Annotated in this window: 17 protein-coding genes; 12 read left to right on the forward strand and 5 right to left on the reverse strand. The window is 60.9% G+C overall.

From position 1 onward, the window contains the following. Window positions 1-89: 89 nt before the first annotated feature. A complete protein-coding gene (locus tag VES88_08970; protein HYN81618.1) occupies window positions 90-971 on the reverse strand; it encodes a leucine zipper domain-containing protein in 882 nt (293 codons plus the stop codon). 203 nt (window positions 972-1,174) lie between these two features. Here VES88_08970 and VES88_08975 point away from each other — a divergent pair, with 203 nt between their 5' ends. From VES88_08975 to VES88_08990, 4 genes are all read left to right on the forward strand, one after another. Further along, entirely contained in the window at window positions 1,175-1,321 is a 147-nt protein-coding gene (locus tag VES88_08975; protein ID HYN81619.1) for a hypothetical protein, read from the forward strand. A gap of 138 nt (window positions 1,322-1,459) precedes the next feature. Continuing rightward, window positions 1,460-3,265: a serine hydrolase gene (locus VES88_08980; protein HYN81620.1), complete on the forward strand. Its 1,806-nt coding sequence runs from the start codon at window positions 1,460-1,462 to the stop codon at window positions 3,263-3,265. A gap of 84 nt (window positions 3,266-3,349) precedes the next feature. Further along, window positions 3,350-5,029 (forward strand): GMC family oxidoreductase, encoded by a 1,680-nt coding sequence (locus tag VES88_08985; GenBank protein HYN81621.1) that lies wholly within the window; start codon window positions 3,350-3,352, stop codon window positions 5,027-5,029. Between the two features lie 14 nt (window positions 5,030-5,043). Next, entirely contained in the window at window positions 5,044-5,823 is a 780-nt protein-coding gene (locus VES88_08990) for a gluconate 2-dehydrogenase subunit 3 family protein (GenBank protein ID HYN81622.1), read from the forward strand. A 32-nt stretch (window positions 5,824-5,855) separates the two neighbouring features. On the opposite strand, the gene VES88_08995 is transcribed toward VES88_08990, so the two are convergent. Continuing rightward, complete coding sequence (locus VES88_08995; protein ID HYN81623.1) at window positions 5,856-6,938, reverse strand: S-adenosylmethionine:tRNA ribosyltransferase-isomerase; 1,083 nt, start codon at window positions 6,936-6,938, stop codon at window positions 5,856-5,858. Further along, a complete protein-coding gene (locus VES88_09000; protein HYN81624.1) occupies window positions 6,935-7,654 on the reverse strand; it encodes an SDR family oxidoreductase in 720 nt (239 codons plus the stop codon). The genes VES88_08995 and VES88_09000 overlap by 4 nt, the downstream gene beginning before the upstream one ends. Before the next feature lie 91 nt (window positions 7,655-7,745). Here VES88_09000 and soxR point away from each other — a divergent pair, with 91 nt between their 5' ends. The 5 genes from soxR (at window position 7,746) to VES88_09025 (ending at window position 11,217) form a co-directional block, all read left to right on the forward strand. Continuing rightward, the gene (gene soxR, locus VES88_09005) at window positions 7,746-8,195 is read left to right on the forward strand and encodes a redox-sensitive transcriptional activator SoxR (GenBank protein ID HYN81625.1); all 450 of its coding nucleotides are present in this window, start codon (window positions 7,746-7,748) and stop codon (window positions 8,193-8,195) included. Next, a complete protein-coding gene (locus tag VES88_09010) occupies window positions 8,149-9,030 on the forward strand; it encodes a CPBP family intramembrane glutamic endopeptidase (GenBank protein ID HYN81626.1) in 882 nt (293 codons plus the stop codon). The genes soxR and VES88_09010 overlap by 47 nt, the downstream gene beginning before the upstream one ends. Before the next feature lie 46 nt (window positions 9,031-9,076). Beyond that, entirely contained in the window at window positions 9,077-9,460 is a 384-nt protein-coding gene (locus VES88_09015; protein HYN81627.1) for a VOC family protein, read from the forward strand. 145 nt (window positions 9,461-9,605) lie between these two features. Beyond that, window positions 9,606-10,346, forward strand: coding sequence for a DUF2071 domain-containing protein (locus tag VES88_09020; GenBank protein ID HYN81628.1), 741 nt, complete (start codon window positions 9,606-9,608; stop codon window positions 10,344-10,346). Between the two features lie 94 nt (window positions 10,347-10,440). Further along, a complete protein-coding gene (locus VES88_09025) occupies window positions 10,441-11,217 on the forward strand; it encodes a hypothetical protein (GenBank protein HYN81629.1) in 777 nt (258 codons plus the stop codon). A gap of 205 nt (window positions 11,218-11,422) precedes the next feature. On the opposite strand, the gene VES88_09030 is transcribed toward VES88_09025, so the two are convergent. Further along, a complete protein-coding gene (locus tag VES88_09030; GenBank protein ID HYN81630.1) occupies window positions 11,423-12,052 on the reverse strand; it encodes a hypothetical protein in 630 nt (209 codons plus the stop codon). A 70-nt stretch (window positions 12,053-12,122) separates the two neighbouring features. After that, on the reverse strand, window positions 12,123-13,775 hold the full coding sequence (locus VES88_09035; protein HYN81631.1) for a glycosyltransferase: 1,653 nt from the start codon (window positions 13,773-13,775) through the stop codon (window positions 12,123-12,125). A gap of 252 nt (window positions 13,776-14,027) precedes the next feature. Here VES88_09035 and VES88_09040 point away from each other — a divergent pair, with 252 nt between their 5' ends. The 3 genes from VES88_09040 (at window position 14,028) to VES88_09050 (ending at window position 17,081) form a co-directional block, all read left to right on the forward strand. Continuing rightward, complete coding sequence (locus VES88_09040; GenBank protein ID HYN81632.1) at window positions 14,028-15,947, forward strand: M1 family metallopeptidase; 1,920 nt, start codon at window positions 14,028-14,030, stop codon at window positions 15,945-15,947. Beyond that, entirely contained in the window at window positions 15,944-16,420 is a 477-nt protein-coding gene (locus VES88_09045) for a hypothetical protein (GenBank protein ID HYN81633.1), read from the forward strand. Before VES88_09040 ends, VES88_09045 begins: the two co-directional genes overlap by 4 nt. 79 nt (window positions 16,421-16,499) lie before the next feature. Continuing rightward, window positions 16,500-17,081 carry a hypothetical protein gene (locus VES88_09050; protein HYN81634.1) on the forward strand — a complete coding sequence of 194 codons (582 nt, stop codon included), beginning with the start codon at window positions 16,500-16,502 and terminating at the stop codon, window positions 17,079-17,081. Window positions 17,082-17,099 lie beyond the last annotated feature (18 nt).

The following is a 17,099-nucleotide window of genomic DNA, read 5'->3' on the forward strand; positions in this document are numbered from 1 at the left end:
GACGAAGTGACCTGGATACTCGAGGGTCGGCATCCGCGATGGATAAAGGCGCGGCGATTCGGTGTAGTGTGATGCCGGCGTCTCCTGATTCAGCCTCTCGTGAGGACGGACGTCGTTGTATTCCTGACGGAATGAATCGAAGACCCTCTGCTGCGCGCAACAGTCTTCTTCACCGGGTGGACGGCCTGACGCTTCAGTGTGCGGTGCATTCGCTCGTGAGCGCCGTTCTGGTCGGGTCGTCCAGGCAGGATGCGCTGATGCTGAATGCCAAGACGCATCCACCACACGTTGAGATACGATAATCCGTGAATGGCCTGAGTTGCGAAAGGCACGCCATTGTCGGTGCGGATTGCGAGCGGTAGCCCATAGTCACGGAAGGCTCTTTCGAACACCGGCCGTGCGGTAACTGTCTGAGTTGATAGTAGACCGTGACAGGTGAGCAGAAACCGCGTGTGCTGGTCTGCGATGGTGAGCGGATAGCAGTAAATCCCATTGCCAGTTTTGAACTCGCCCTTGAAGTCTGCAGTCCAGAGATCGTTGGGAGCTCGAGTCGTGGGAGGTACAACTCCCGGATGTTGATGCGGCCGGCGGCGCCGCCGCTTCGCAACCAGACCGTGGCGGGCGAGCAAATCCGCGGTCGTACTCGGTGCCGGCCAGTTCTTCACTCTGGGATTCCTGGTAGCGAGAACACGCAGAAGCTTTCGCGCTCCCCAGAAGGGATGCTGACGCCGAAACTCGCAGATGATATCTGCGAGCTCACCATCGATGCGGTGCGGACAGTGGTGAGGAGCTCGGCTTCGATCGCCAAGCCCCCGTCGTCCTTCCTCTTCGTACCGCGCCAGCCACTTGTAGCCGATCCGGCGGCTGATGCCGTACCGAGCACAGAGCTCCGACATCGTGAAGCGATCGCTGAGTGCATCGCCAATAAACTGTATTCGCTCTTCCACAGGTGACGTCTCCAACCAAGGCATCGCTATCCTCGCAGAACAAGGCTTAGCCATGCAGTTTAGAAGGAGTGTTACCTATGTTCCCGGACTAGTCTGTTACCGATGTACCCGGTCTGTACCGTGCCGCCGCCTAACACTCGTTGAAGCTGACAAGCGATTTGCGGAAACGCGCTGCGCGCGCAATTGTGTGATTCGCTTGCAGCCGGTGTCGTTGCCGAGGTGCGGCGGTGCCCGTCTTGCTTGACACGCTGGGCGATTTCCTCGCGGTGCTCGCCGGGCCGGTGACAGGTGCGATGGAAGCGACGCTCTACTGGCAGCGGCTGCACGATCGCGCAAAGAATGGACGCGTTTTTATTCTTGACCAGCCGCGGTGAGATGTAGACGGAGACACCGTCGCCCGCCCTCCAAGCCTTTGCGGGAGCGTCGACGCGATCCGTCAAGACATTGACGAATCTGGACGCCGCAAGATAAAGTACTCGCACCACACCTCGACCCTCCTTCCGCGAGCCGCCATGCGCATTCGTGCCGTCGCTACCGCTCTCCTCTTCGTTACACCTGCGCCTCTATCACTAGGCGCGCAGCAGCCCTCCGTCGAAACACGGCTTCAGGGCTTCGACGGCTACATGGAGAAGATTCTCAAGGACTGGAATGTTCCTGGCATCGGCGTCGGGGTAGTCGTGAAGGACCGGCTCGTCTTCGCGAAGGGCTACGGCTATCGCGATTACGGAAAGAAGATCCCGTTCACACCGACGACGACGATGCCGATCGCGTCAAATACCAAACTGTTCACATCCATAGCTGCCGGGCTGCTTGTGGACGAAGGGAAGCTGGATTGGGACAAACCCATTCGTAAGTACGTACCGAGCATCGAGTTTTACAACGACGATCTGAATCGAACTGTGACGATTCGCGACATGCTGGCGCACCGTACCGGCATCACACGTCACGACAACATCTGGTACAAATCGGACTTCGGTCAGAAGGATTTATTCCAGCGGATCAAGTATCTCGAACCGACCGAGCCCATGCGCCAGACGTTCATCTACAACAACATGATGTACGTCGGCGCGGGATACGCGACCGAGCTGCTGAGCGGCAAGCCCTGGGACGTATTCGTGCGGGAGCGGCTGCTCATCCCACTCGGCATGACGAGCACAATCTTCAGCATCGCCGAGATGCGGAAGCAGCCTGATCACGGCGTTCCGTACACCGAGAGGCGCGACAACTTCGAACTGTATGCGGCGCCGTATTACGAGGAAGACGTCGGCGTTGCACCGGCTGGCGCGATGATCTCCAACATCCGCGATGTATCGCGCTGGCTCATCGCGCTCATGAACGGCGGGAAGCTGGAGGGCAAGCAGGTGATCCCCGCGAGCGTCATCAAGGCAACGCTCATGCCGTCGATCGCGTTGCCGAATACAGGACTCGAGGTGCGCGGCTGGGGCGAGTTGCTCAACGCGGCCTATGGGATGGGGCGCTGGATGACGTCGTATCGCGGCCATTTGCTCGCCAATCACGGCGGCGATCTGCCGGGCTTCCATTCGCAAGTCTCAATGATGCCCCAGGACAGCATTGGGGTCGTCGTGTTCGTGATTGGAGACCACGCCGCGCCGCTGTACAATGTCGTCTCATACAACGTGTACGAGCGCCTCCTTGGGATGAGTCTCACGCCGTGGAGTGAGCGACAGCTCGCGATTCGGCTGAAGAACAAGGAGGCCGGGAAGCTCGCGCGCACGAAGGCTGGCGGCGGCCGTGCCCTTGGTACGAAACCGTCGCACAAGATCACCGATTACGTCGGTGAGTTCGAGCATCCCGCCTACGGCGTCCTAACCGTGACGATGGCCGATACCTCGCTCATGTACGACTTCCACAAGGTCAGGCTGCCGTTGAGCCATTTCCACTATGACCGGTTTGATACGCCGGACGACGAGCGCGAGGGCAAGTCATCGGTGAATTTTCTGACGAACCCACAGGGTGAGATCGACAGGGCTGAGATGTCGCTCGACCAGGCAGCAGTCGTATTCACCCGTCGTGTTCCAGCGTCTCTGGCGAGCGCAGCGACATTGCGGCAGTATCTCGGGTCCTACGAAACGCCAAGCGGCAACAAGTTCGACGTGGTGCTGCGCACCGACGGCACGCTTGCCATTCAGTACGCGAACGGCTCCTTCCAGAACCTCATCCCGTGGCAGCCGCACCGCTTCCGAATCAAAGAATTCCCGGATGTCATCTTCGAGTTTGTCGTCGCTAACGGACGCGCAACAGCCTTGAAGCAGTCTGACCCGTCAGGAGAGTTCACCTTCGTTCGAAAGGGATCATAACGACCGCGTTAGACCGGCTGAAGGCAAGGCATACGGCGTACGGCAACGAGGTGACTCTTCCCCTCAACACAACTGAGGAAGCGAATGCAGTCGACACAATACGATGCGATCGTCGTCGGATCCGGAATCTCCGGCGGCTGGGCCGCCAAGGAGCTCGCCGAGAAGGGGCTTCGCGTGCTGATGCTCGAGCGCGGCCGCAACGTCGAGCACGTCAAGGACTACGTCAACGCGACGAAGGGCGCATGGGAGTACGCTCATCGCGGCGGCCGCACTCAGTCGATGGAAGAGCTGTATCCGGTGCTCAAGCGTGACTACCCGCTGAACGAGACGAACCTCGCATTCTGGGCTTCCGACAAGGACTCACCGTACACGGAAGTGAAGCGCTTCGACTGGTATCGCGGCTACCAGGTAGGCGGCCGCTCGCTTATGTGGGGACGCCAGAGCTACCGGCACGGTGACCTCGACTTTGCTGCCAACGCGCGCGAAGGAATCGCCATCGACTGGCCGATTCGCTACGCCGAGATCGCGCCGTGGTACGACCTTGTCGAGAAACACGCCGGCATCTCGGGATCAACTGAAGGTTTGCCGCAATTGCCGGACGGACAATTCCAGCCGGCAATGCCTCTCAACTGCGGCGAGGAATTGGTGGCCGGACGTTTGTCGAAATTGTACAACGGACGCCGCCGCATCATCCCTGGACGGTGCGCCAACCTCAGCCAGGCACTTCCCGGACGTGCAGCATGCCAGTACAGGAACGCGTGCTGGCTCGGCTGTCCATACGGCGCCTATTTCAGCACACAGTCCTCTACGCTTCCCGCAGCGGCGAAGACGGGACGTATGACACTCAAGCCGTGGGCGATCGTCAGCGAGGTGCTCTACGACCGCGACAAGAAACGCTCGACGGGTGTGCGGGTCCTCGACGCCGTCAGCGAACAGACGACCGACTACACGGCGCGCGTCGTTTTCCTTTGCGCTTCGACGCTCAACTCCACCTGGCTCCTCATGCGCTCTGCAACCGACGTCTGGCCCGGCGGACTCGGCAGCAGCTCAGGCGAGCTGGGCCACAATCTCATGGACCACCATTTCCGATGCGGTGCGTCGGGAAAGCTCGACGGCTTGGAGGACAAATATTACTACGGCCGCCGCCCCACCGGGTTCTACATTCCACGATACCGCAATCTGTTTGGCGACAAGCGCGACTACCTCCGGGGGTTTGGGTATCAGGGCAGCGCTGGGCGAGCGGGCTGGTCACGCGCGGTCGCGGAGCTTGGCGTTGGCGGCGGATTCAAGGACGCGATGTCGGAGCCCGGCCGGTGGGATATTGGCGCGACAGCGTTCGGCGAGATGCTTCCAAGTCACGGCAATCAGATCGCGCTCGATCAGGCGAAGAAGGACAAATGGGGACTTCCGGTTCTCAAGATCGACTGCGCCACCGGTGAGAATGAGCGCCTCATGCGCAAAGACATGATCAACGACATGGCGGACATGCTCGAGCAGTGCGGCGTGAAGAACGTGAACGCATACGACAACGAGTACTTCCCGGGCATGGGCATCCATGAGATGGGCACGGCACGCATGGGGAGTGATCCGAAGTCGTCGGTCCTCAACAAGTGGAACCAGGTTTGGGATGCACCAAACGTCTTTGTCACCGACGGCTCAGGCATGGTATCCGGCTCGTGCGTGAATCCTTCACTGACTTACATGGCGCTAACCGCCCGCGCGGCAGACCACGCGGTGAGCGAGCTGAATCGCCGCAACCTCTGATCGGAGATTCATCGATGGCCCAGTATCAGGACGAAAGCGATCGTCTCGGAGGGATTGCGTTGATCGACCGGCGCGAGGCAATTCGGCGCGTCGCGCTATTCCTCGGAGGCACCACACTCGTGGGCGGCAGCGCGCTTCTTACTGCATGCGAGCGAGAGCGTCCGCAGGCTCCGGCGACAGGTCCCGTTGGTGAGTTTACTTCCGCCGACATCGCATATCTCGACGAGATTGCAGAGACGATTCTTCCGGAGACGAAAACTCCGGGCGCCAAGGCTGCGAAGACTGGCGCATTCATGGCTCTCATGGTCACGGACAGCTACAGCGCGCCCGACCAGAAGATCTTCCGTGACGGCATGCTCAAGCTGGACGAAGCGAGCCGTAAGGAGACCAACGCGACGTTCATGGCCGCGACGCCGGAACAGCGGCTCGCGGTGCTATCGAAGCTCGATCGCGAGCAGAGGATCCAAAGTGACTCGAGAGCCGCTGCGAGTCGTAAGGCGCGCGGTCTCCCGCCCGCGAAACAAGAGGAACAGGCGGAACAGGCGGAGCCCGAGAAGCATCTTCCCGACCAGCGTCGGGAGCTCGCTCCGGGCTCGGACGTCGGCGCAGCAACGGCGATCACTGCAGACACGCCGTCGCACTACTTCCGGATGATGAAAGAGCTCGCGCTGCTCGGCTACTTCACGTCGGAGATCGGCTGCACGCAAGCGCAGCGGTACATGGAGTCGCCGGGCCGCTTCGATCCGTGCACCGAGTATCGTCCCGGGGAGAAGGCCTGGGCGCCGCACGCCTGACCTGACTCATCGAAGGCCGCAACACCGCAGCGTCAGCTGGTGATTAGATGCAAGTCGCCGAACTCGTGCCACAGATAGTGGTGATGTAACGCCGCTTCGTACGCGAGAGCGAGATGCTCGCTTCCCGCCAGCGCCTCCAGCATCGAGAGATGCGAAGCTTTTGGCTCGTGCAGCCCCGTGAGAATCGCATCGACCACGAGAAGTCCGCGTTCAGGAGTGATGACGAGATCGGTCCAGCCTTGACCGCTCTTCAGGCGACCGTCGGCATCGGCAACAGTCTCCAGCGCTCGCACGACGGTCGTTCCAACGGCGACGACTCGCGCGCCACGTGAGCGCGCCGAGTTGATCGCCAACGCCGTCGAATTCGGCACACGATAGCGTTCGGGATACGGCGGCTCGTCCACTTCGAGGCTCGACACGCCAGTGTGCAGCACGAGCGGCGCAATTCGCACTCCTTTCCGAGCAAGGCGCTCGACGATCTCGTGGGTGAATCCTCGCCCGGCCGATGGCATTTCGGCGCTTCCGGATTCCGCCGAGAAGATCGTCTGGTAATACGATAGCGGCCACGACTTTCGCACATATGAGTACCGGATCGGCATCCCGTACTGCGCAGTGTATGTAGTTGAATGGTCAGGCAGGGTCAGCTCAGCGATCCAGAGTCTCACCCGCCCAGCTGGATACGCATCGGGATCAGCCAGATACGGAGCGACGAGCCTGGCCGTCGCGCCGGCGGGAAGATGAACGAGCTCACCAGGCTCGGCATCGAAGAGCGGAGTCGTTCCCTTCTCCGCGTGCTGCCGCAATTCCACGACCCACCGGTTTTCAGAGAGCGGTGTTGAAAGATGCAGCACGATGTCTCTCGTGCGTCCGTCGCCCGCCGCGCGCTCCGCGTCAAGCGCTGCGTTGATGGTCGCGCTCGCGTTGACCACGACCACATCGCCCGAGTTCATGAAATCCGGGAAGTCGAAGAAGCGCGTGTGAGTGATGGCGTCGTCACTCGTGCGCGATACCATCAGGCGCACCTGATCGCGCGCCAGCCCGCGCACTTCCGGTGGCTCGCGCGCCGCGAGCTCATCGGAGACCTGAAACTCGAGGCGCGCCTCCAGCGCGATCACGCTGCTACCGCATCAGCGGCACCGAGCGCCGCCGCAAGGTACCGCCCGCTCGGCAGGTTGCCCTCAAGAAGCGTGATGAACGCCGGCACACGCGCCTCGGGAAGCGGACGATCGCTGATGTCCTCGCCGGGAAACGCAGCCTGCTGCATGTCGGTGCGCAAATCGCCGGGATCGACCCAGTAGACTTTTACCGAGGGGTTTTCCGCGGCGAGCACGGCGGACAGCTGCTCCAGTGCGGCCTTGCTCGAGCCATACCCTCCCCAACCGGGGTAGGCGTTGACTCCGGCGTCGCTCGTCACGTTGATGACACGAGCGTCCGGCTTGAGCGCGTTCCGCACCGCCTGCAGGATGCCAAGCGGGGCGACGACATTGGCTTCGAATACAGCGGTGAGCACGTCGAGTGGATAATCGAGCAGCTCCGGCTGAGGACTGGGACCCAATGCGCCAGCGTTGTTGATGACCGCATCGAGCCCGGCGTGTCCGCGGGCGAGAACTGCGAGCGCCTCTCGGTGCGCCGGCTCGGTGACGTCACCGGCGAGCGCGGCGACGTGCGTTCGTGCCGCGAGCTCGTCACGCACGGAGCGAAGGCGTTCGGTGTCGCGCGCCGTAAGGATGAGATTCCAGCCGCGGGTCGCGAGGCCGCGAGCGAGCGCGAGTCCGAGGCCTCGCGACGCGCCGGTGATCAGTGCGGTCTTTTCTCTGGAGCGGTCTTTCACGGTGTCTCCCTGCAGAAGTTGGTGGTAGAGAGGCAATCTACAAGTTCAAGTGAACTTGAAGTCAAGACCCTGCAGGCATAGATTGTCACGAATGGACGATCTTCTTCTGATTGGCGAGGTCGCGCGCCGCAGCGGCGTTGCAGCTTCGGCGCTCCGCTTCTACGAGGAGCGAGGGCTCATCACATCAGACCGCACCATCGGCGGACAACGGCGCTATCAGCGGGCAGTCCTGCGACGGATTGCATTCATTGTCTTTGCGCAGCGAGTGGGACTCACGCTGGAGGAGATCCGCACGGAGCTCGCGAAGCTTCCGCCGCATCGCGCGCCAACGGGCCGCGACTGGTCCCGACTCTCAAAAACGTGGACATCGCGAATCGATGAGCGCATCGAAGAGCTCGAGCGCCTCAGAGCCGGACTCACTCAATGCATCGGCTGCGGCTGTCTTTCACTCGACCGTTGCCAGCTCTCGAACCCCGGCGACTGGGCCGGTCGCCTTGGACCGGGTCCACGCTACTGGATCGGGGACCGGCCGAGTCGATGAGGTAGACCTTACGCCCCGCCTTCTCGTTTTCTTTGCGATCACGTTTGCGGCGTCGTGGCTCTGCTGGATCGCTTTCCTTGCAATATCCGGTGGAACCCCGGCGAGCAACCCAGCTGTTGCGGTGGCCGCTACGGCAATATTCCTTCTTGGCGTTTTCGCGCCCGGGCTGACCGCCATCGCTCTAACCGCACGAAATGAGGGACGCGCCGCAGTCGAAGCTCTGCTCGGCCGGATTCTCAAGTGGGACGTCGGCGCGCGATGGTACGTCTTCGCGATCGGCTACATCCCAGTGATCAAGCTTCTGGCCGCAGCGGTGCATCGCGTGGCGACCGGTCAATGGCCGCGCTTCGGTCAGGAGCCGCTTTACCTGATGCTGGCTGCGATTCTGATCTCGACGTGGGTACAGGCCGGCGAAGAAATCGGATGGCGAGGCTATGCCCTTCCCCGCCTGTCCGAGCACTTCGGTCTTCCGATCTCCAGCATCACCCTTGGCATCATCTGGGCGACGTGGCACCTGCCGCTGTTTTTCTTTCCCGAGAGCAGCACTCTGGGCCAGTCGTTCCCGCTCTATCTGCTGCAGGTGACCGCCATCTCCGTCACAATGGCCTGGCTCTACTGGCGCACCGGCGGAAGTCTGCTTCTTGTCATGCTATTCCATGCAGCCGCGAACAACCTCAAGGATATCGTTCCATCTACTGCACCTGCTGCGGCCGGTATTTTCGCCTTCAGCGGCTCGCTCGTTGGCTGGCTGACCGTCACGTTCCTGTGGATTGGAGCAGCGTTCTTTCTCATTCAGATGTCCGGAACTGCGAGCCTCAGAAGCTTATCCAAGTGAAATTCGGGCCGTAATTTTATGCTTCAACCTCAGAGACAGGCATCGCATGCTACTCGGTCTGCGCACAGTGATCTACAAGGTCTCCGACCTCGACCGCGCGAAGGAATGGTACAGTGCCACCTTCGGCGTCGCCCCCTACTTCGACGAGTCCTTTTACGTGGGATTCAATATTGGCGGCTTCGAACTGGGGTTGGATCCCAGCATCGCGAAACAGGGACCGGGCCCGGGCGGTGCATTGGCCTACTGGGGTGTGCGTGACCTGAAGGGTCTGCTCGCCGATTTGACAGCGAAGGGCGTGAGGGTTCGCGGCAAGCTCCAGAACGTGGGTGACGGGATTCTGGTGGCGAGCATAGAAGATCCATTCGGCAACCTCATAGGTCTCATCGAGAATCCCCACTTCACACTCGCACAGGAATCACACGATGCCTGAGATCAAGACGCGCGATTGGCGTGTGACGGCGCATGACAATTCATGCGACTGGAAACGTTCGGCGCGAGCCCGATTCCGCGGACGGGTGATTCGAGTTCGAGCGAAAAACCCGGGATGGAATAGGTGATGCGTCGGGACGGCAGGCATGTCGATCCTGCCCGAGGTTTTTCTCACGGCCGAGTGGTGTTACCTGGCCCTTCTGAACTACCGGGTGAATCCCGAGCTTCTCGCGGAGCACGTACCCTCCGGAACTGAGCTCGATGAGTGGCGCGGCGGTACCTACGTGAGCCTCGTGGGATTTCATTTCAGAAACACGCGCATCTTTGGAATTCCCGTTCCGCTGCACCAGGCGTTCGAGGAAGTGAACCTTCGCCTGTATGTACGCCGCCGTGTGGGTGCGGAATTGCGCCGCGGTGTCAGGTTCATCAAGGAGATGGTGCCGGTGCCCGTGGTGACGGCCGCTGCGCGACTCTCCTACAACGAGCCGTATGAAACACGCGCGATGCGCCACCGTATCGAAGCTCCGCACGGCTCGGCTCCGCTGATGGCCGAGTATTCGTGGCAGCAGAAGGATGGTTGGAGCAAGCTTATGGTGATCGGAAAGGGCGAAGCCGAGCATGCAGCGCCGAGCTCCGAGGAAGAGTTCTTCACTGATCGCCCGTGGGGCTACGGCACACACCGGGACGGGAGCACGATCGAGTACCGAGTAGAGCATCCGAGGTGGCGCATCTGGCAGGCGGAAAGTCATCTGCTGGAGAGCGAGCCGGCTGAGCTATTCGGCTCGGCTCTCGGTGAGATACTGAAGAGACCGCCGGCGTCGGCGTTCCTCGCTGACGGATCATCGGTGAAGGTTCATCTGCCGGCGCGACTGGCTTCTCCGACATGAACTAAGCGCGAGTAAAAACAACCGCCGCATGATCGCGGCGGGCCTTTTTTTTCAACACGCTCGAGCTGGATGGACAGCTCCTGACACTTGTCTATTGGTAGATTTCCCCGGTTGCGAGGATTATAGAGGTCACGACCGACCCATAGGGGTTTTCGCAGAAATCTGCGCGGGGGGAGTTGTTCAGTCCGAGTTTTACCAGCTCCGACGCACCGCCATCAAGGACATCTCGGCGTACTGCGCCTTCCTCCTCGGGTTCATCGGCTCCGCCCCTTTCGCGTGGCAGTTTCTGAGCGCGCAGCTCGAGAGCGGCGAATTCGTGCGCGGGCTCTGGTACTTCTTTGCGCTCGTTACGGTGACAGGCCTGCTCTGCGGGAGTATCGGGCTCGCCCTCGGTGTGATTGCCGGGTGGCTCTGGGAGCAAAATCACAGACGTCGGCGCCGTCGCAACCAGGCGCGGCCAGCTCGAGCGGCGCTTCCGGGATCGCCCGAGGGTGACGAGCCAGCGGCACCGCCGGCATACAAAACCCGCCCGAAAACAGAGGATCCCGCTGACGCGCCCGGCCTTCGCCTGGTTCCGGAGGATGCGCCTTCGACTCCTGATTTGTCCGGGAGAAAACTGGCGTCGATACGATTTCTCTCGGACCGGGTCGAGCTTGATTTCGGCGGAGTGACCATACAGACGACCGATAGTCCGGTCATCGTAAGCGGCCTGCAGCGTTATCGCTATCCGGATTCGGGATCTCGCGATGCTCTGTGCGGTCTGATCGGCGCATCGGTCGAAGCGATGCGTGCAGTATCGGGTGAGAAGATCGAGATTCGATTCAGCGCGGAGCGCCAGCTGTTCATGTCCCGCGTGCGCACCCACGATTGACAACGATTCGCAACCGCTCTTGACGCCGCGTCGGTTTACCGTAGCATCTGTTCGACCTCAGTCTTCGCTCCTGCACCCTGGCTTCCTGTCCCGGTGGCGAGCGCAGCTCGGGCTTCGCTACTTGTTCAACTAGTCTGCGCGGTCGCTGATACAGTAAACGGGCGCCGAACTCCGGCGCCCGTTTGCTTGCCGCGTGTGTATCAGATCAATAGAACTGTCTCAGCTCCACGCGGGAGTTGTTCAGGTAAATCCCGTAGAAGCGCACGTAATCGCCCTGACGAAGATTCTGGAACGTCGTGATGTCCTGCCGACGCGCGTTGTACGGCATCGATACCGTCAGAATGCCGTTGCCGGAGTTCACTGTGAACAGCCCGTTGGCGTAATCCACCTGGCGTACGTTCCCCTGCACCTGCTGCACGTTTCCAGATGAGCCGCCTGTCGTGTTGCTGACTGACTGGTCGACTTGTATGTAGTCGGTGTAGTACGCGTTATTGTTGGTGCTCGCGACGCGCGCTGTTACCTGGTCGCCGTACTCCAGTGAGCTGACGGAGTAGCTCTGGTTCTGATATACGACCTGCGTCCGGTTGTCGTACTCGAGCGCTACGGTCTGGCCGTTCGACTGCCGAATCGAGATCTGGTGCGATCGTGTGTCCAGGCCGCGGACTGAGCCGCTCACCTGGCCGCCCTGCTGATTGCCCTGCTGATTGCCCTGCTGATTGCCGCCGAGCACGCTGCCGAGGATGTTGCCCAAGCCTCCAGTGTTGGCGCACGCACCGGTAGCAACAAGAAGCAGTGCCGCTGCGCCCCTGCGCGCGACTCGCTGATATTTCGTCATCCTTCCCTCCCGAATTGAACCCATGACTAATAAGGCAAGCATGGTGCCGTTCCGGGGAATTTCAGAGGCGTTAAGCGCTGTTTTTCCGCAACGATTCAAGCGTCGTACGGAGCGTCTGAGCGACGCTAACCCAGTCGTGGCGATCCCGCGCGATCCGGGCGAGCGTGGCCTTGTAGAGTGGGCTGAGCTCGACCGCCTTCGGTACACTGTCCGCGATCGTGGACACCGTGTGCTCCAGATCCAGCTTCATCGCGCTCGCAGCGTGAGGAGGTACTTCCGCAGCCACTGCGTCGATGCTTGCGGCCATTCCACCAAAGTACGTTCCGAGAGGGAAACATCCCGACGCCAGCGCCTCCAGGAAGACGAGAGGACCAGCTTCACGCACAACCGACGGAAATACGCCGACATCGCAGCACGGAAACAGGAATTTCAGCTCGCGGTGCGTCAAGTAGCCCGTGAATACGACCGAATCCGCCGCGAGTCGGCGCTCGGCGGCAGCGAAATAGCTTTCCAGACTTTCCCGCCCTTCGAGGTCACCCAGAAAATTCTGCACTTCCGCTAATCCGCCGCCTGATGAATCAGCATCAGGAGATCTTTCCACGAATCGTCCCCATGCGGCGATGTTCCCGACAAGCTGCCGATCGCCGCGATAGAGCGCCCAGACCAGGGCCTCCATTGCTTCGCGAAGCGGGCCATGTCCAACGACAATCAGCCGAAGATCCGGGACTGACTCGAGAATGAGCGGGAGCGCGGCGATCACACTCTGGATACCCTTCATTGAAATGATTCGGCCGGTGAAGAGAAGAACCGGCGCATTAATCCAGTCGACCGAAGCCAGCTTCGCTTCGACGTCTCCATCGGGTTTCTTTCCATCGTAATCGCCACATGCATCCAGTAACGCAGACAACGCTTCCCTGCTCATCTCGCCAGACGCGCGTTCGCGCAGAAGCTTCGTCTGCTGATTCGTCTTTCCGCGCGGCATCTGCGAGAGCGCAGCGCCCAGAGCGCGAATGTTCGATTCTCGACCCTCCCGACCAACCGGCTCGAACTGCCCGGTATCAACGCCCAGATGGAGCTCGGTGAATTTCTTCTCCAACTCCGGCACGGTGTCGAAGACGGTCGTGACCCGGTCCCTCATCTCGCGGCCGATGACGAAAATGCGTTCCGCGTCTTCCAGTGCCGACGATGCGTAGCGCTTGAAGCGCGCGTCCTTTTTGACCGCGTACTCGATGCCGCTCCCGTGCGGCATCACCGCGTAGGGCACACCGCTGGCCCTGCTGACCCGTTGAGCGACGACGGCCATCAGTACGACATGGTTGGCGTGCATTGCCGAGATCGGATGAGATTCGACGATTCGCTGCACGACGCGGACGTTGCGCTCGACGTACAGCTCTATCTCCTCGTTCGATAGCTCGATCATCGGCACGACGCGCTCGTACTCCTCGTAATGATCCCACACGAATACAGGCAACGTGGCACCGATCTCCGGCTGGTGAAGAATGCATTTGCCCGGGTAGGGCGACTCACGCGCGAGGGTCTGCTCGACCTCTCCGGAAAGGCGGTGGCGATAGGCTTCTGCAATCGCCTCGTACCGTTCGGGGTGGTTTTCCTGACACACCAGATGCACCGTTTCGCCACTGCGGCAGAGCGCGGTGATGATGGATCGCGTCCAGAGGTTGCTTCCCGATCCTTCCAGCAGCCAGCCGTGCAGTAGACAGATCATTCGTTCTCAGGGGAAAGACAGCGCGTCTCGTGTGCGGCGACCCTGCAAAGTTGCATCCATTGGAAGGCGGCCGGGCGCCCTTCCCCGCTGCTCGACCGGGTCACCATTTTCCGGCTTGCATCGGATCTCGCTGCCTGGTACAGCGACGGGTTCGATTTTTGAGCGAACAGGTGTATCAAACCTGAGCGTGGCACGAGGTTGGCAAGCCAGCATGCCGCGCGTCATTCGGTGAACCGCTGAGAGAGGCCACCAATGCAAGCCTCAATACAATTGAAGACTCTGCTTGTCCTGGCGCTCAGCGTCTGCGTCGCATGTTCCCAATCCGGGGAAAAGCCGGCGGACGCGGAGGCCTGGTCACTTCCGCGCGACATCCATTCCTTCGCACAGCCCGAGAAGGCGCGCGTAACGAACATATCTCTCGATCTCACGCCGGATTTTGCCACGCATCAGCTGCGTGGCACCGCGCGCCTGGCGATCGAGCGTGGCCAGAATCCTGACAGCATCGTTCTGGACACACGCGACCTGACGATCAAGAGCGTCAGGGACGCCGGCGGGAACGCACTCGGCTACAAGGTCGGCGCCACGCAAAAGCTGCTCGGCGCTCCGCTCGCAATCGCTCTTCCTGCACAGGGCGATACGATCGTGATCGAGTACGAGACGTCAGCCGGGGCGGCCGCCGTTCAGTGGCTGGCTCCGCAGCAAACCTCCGGCGGCAAGCTTCCTTTCCTGTTCACGCAGGGCCAGGCCATTCTCACACGTTCGTGGGTTCCAACGCAGGATAGCCCGGGAATCAGGCAGACCTACGATGCGACAATTCACGTACCCACCGGGATGCGCGCGGTAATGAGCGCCGAGCACGTCGGCACGGAGGGCGAGAAGGATTCACAGGGACTTTCCCGGTACCGCTTCCGAATGGACAAGCCCATTCCCCCTTATCTGCTCGCGCTCGCAGTGGGAGACCTCGCATTCCGTCCAATCGGAAAAATTACCGGGGTCTACGCAGAGCCCGCGGTTGTAGACAAGGCGGCCAGTGAATTTGCCGATGTTGATCAGATGATCGCTGCGGCCGAGAAGCTTTACGGACCGTACCGCTGGGGTCGTTACGACATTATCGTTCTGCCGCCTTCGTTCCCGTTTGGCGGGATGGAGAATCCGCGCCTCACGTTTGCCACTCCGACAATTCTTGCAGGGGATCGCTCGCTGGTGAGTCTCGTCGCACACGAGCTGGCGCATTCGTGGTCCGGGAATCTCGTGACCAACGCAACCTGGGACGACTTCTGGCTGAACGAGGGATTCACCGTGTACCTCGAGTCCCGAATCATGGAAGAGCTGCGCGGCAAACCCTACGCCGACATGCTGCGCGTGCTGGGACGCCAGGACATGCAGGGGGCTGTCGATGAAGCGGGTGGTCCACAGTCGCCTGACACGCGCCTCCACCTCGATCTCACCGGGAAGGACCCGGACGCAGCAATGACGGACATAGCTTACGAGAAGGGAGCGGCTTTCCTGCAAACGGTGGAGTCTGTCGTTGGGCGACAGCGGCTGGACACGTTCCTGCGCGACTACTTTGACCGTTTCTCGTTTCAGCCGATGAGCGCGGACCGGATGGTGACTTACATGAAAGTGAAGCTTCTCACTCCCGCGGAGGTCGAGCGAGTGAACGTGCAGGCCTGGATTTACGAGCCTGGCATACCGCCCAACATCCCCCCGGTTCGATCGGATGCCCTCGCTGCGGTGGACAGGCAGGTCGAGCTGTGGAAGAGCGGCAGTCCCGCGTCCGCTCTGAATACGGACAAGTGGACCAGCCACGAGTGGCTTCATTTCCTGCGCGCGCTGCCCGATACGATTCCGGCAAGCCGCCTCACCGAGCTCGACAAAACATTCAATCTGTCTTCGAGCGGCAACAGCGAGATACTCTTCGCGTGGCTCGAGATTGCGATTCGGAACCGATATCAACCCGCATTTGCCGCTCTTGAACGCTTTCTCACATCGCAGGGCCGGAGAAAGTTCGTCCGACCTTTGTATGCCGAGCTGGCGAAGTCTGACTGGGGACGTGACATGGCGATGAGGATCTATCGTCGGGCGCGCCCGACGTATCACTCCGTTACCAGTACATTGGTGGATCAGATTCTCAACTGGCCCGCGGCACAATCGTCACCCGCCGCGCGGTGACGGCCGCGGGCCAGGACTCTCAAACATCGTGGCGGGAGACTTCGCTCCGGCAGATTCTGCTGCTGCTGGTGCTCGTTGGTGTAGCCGGCCTCGTTGCAGAGCTGCTGCTGCTCGAGCACACGGAATCGTTCAATCAATGGATTCCGCTCATCGTACTCATTGTCGGGACTTTCAGCACGCTCGCTGTAATGTTTCGGCCCAACTATCGCTCGATCAGACTTTTTCAGTGGGTCATGGCATCGTTCGTGATGGCTGGAATTCTCGGGTTGTATCTGCATTATCGTGGCAACGTCGAATTTGCTCTCGAGCGTTATCCGGATGCGGGCGGCTTGAGTCTGGTGTGGAAGGCGCTTCGAGGAGCGACGCCCACGCTCGCTCCGGGCGCGCTCGCGCAGATCGGTCTGCTCGGCCTTATCTATACGTACAGGCATCCGGCGCTGAGAAATGAAGCCGCAGACGAAACGGAAGGTTAGGACGAGGTCAGCCGCAAATGGCTCGGACACTTAATCCACCGCATCCTCGGGTGCATTGCAGCTCGGAGGGATTGGATCAATGAACTGGCTCGACACTTCCCGCGCGTACATCGCATTGCTGGCTCTTGTTGCGACGACTGCGTGCACGGCGGATACCGCAAAAACGGCGGACACCGCCGCTGCTGGCATGGATACCGCGGCTTCGGCTGCCGCAGTACCGGCTGCGATTGACACTGCTGCGTCAGGCTCGACGGCGACAGGCGCGCGAGCGTCTGGTACCAGCTCCTCGGGCGGAATGCTCGATCCGAATTCGGCGAGCAACGCGGATCTGGCCGCAATCCCGGGAATGACAGAACCGGTGATCACGGCAGTGATCGCTGCGCGCCCCTACAACAGCATGGTCGCGTTCGACAAGGTGCTCGCGGCCAATCTGAGTGAGAGGCAGCGGGATTCAGTGTACACTCGCGTCTGGCGGCCCATCAATCTTAACACAGCAACCGGAGAAGAGATCCTTCTAATTCCGGGAGTGGGGCCTCGCATGCGTCACGAGTTCGAAGAGTACCGCCCATACACTTCGATCGAGCAATTTCGCCGCGAGATCGGGAAGTACGTCGACAAGAACGAGGTCGCGCGGCTGGAGCGCTACGTCACGATCCGTTAGAGCGGTTTCGACGAATAG

It is taken from the genome of Gemmatimonadaceae bacterium (assembly GCA_035633115.1).
Classification (GTDB): Bacteria; Gemmatimonadota; Gemmatimonadetes; order Gemmatimonadales; family Gemmatimonadaceae; genus UBA4720.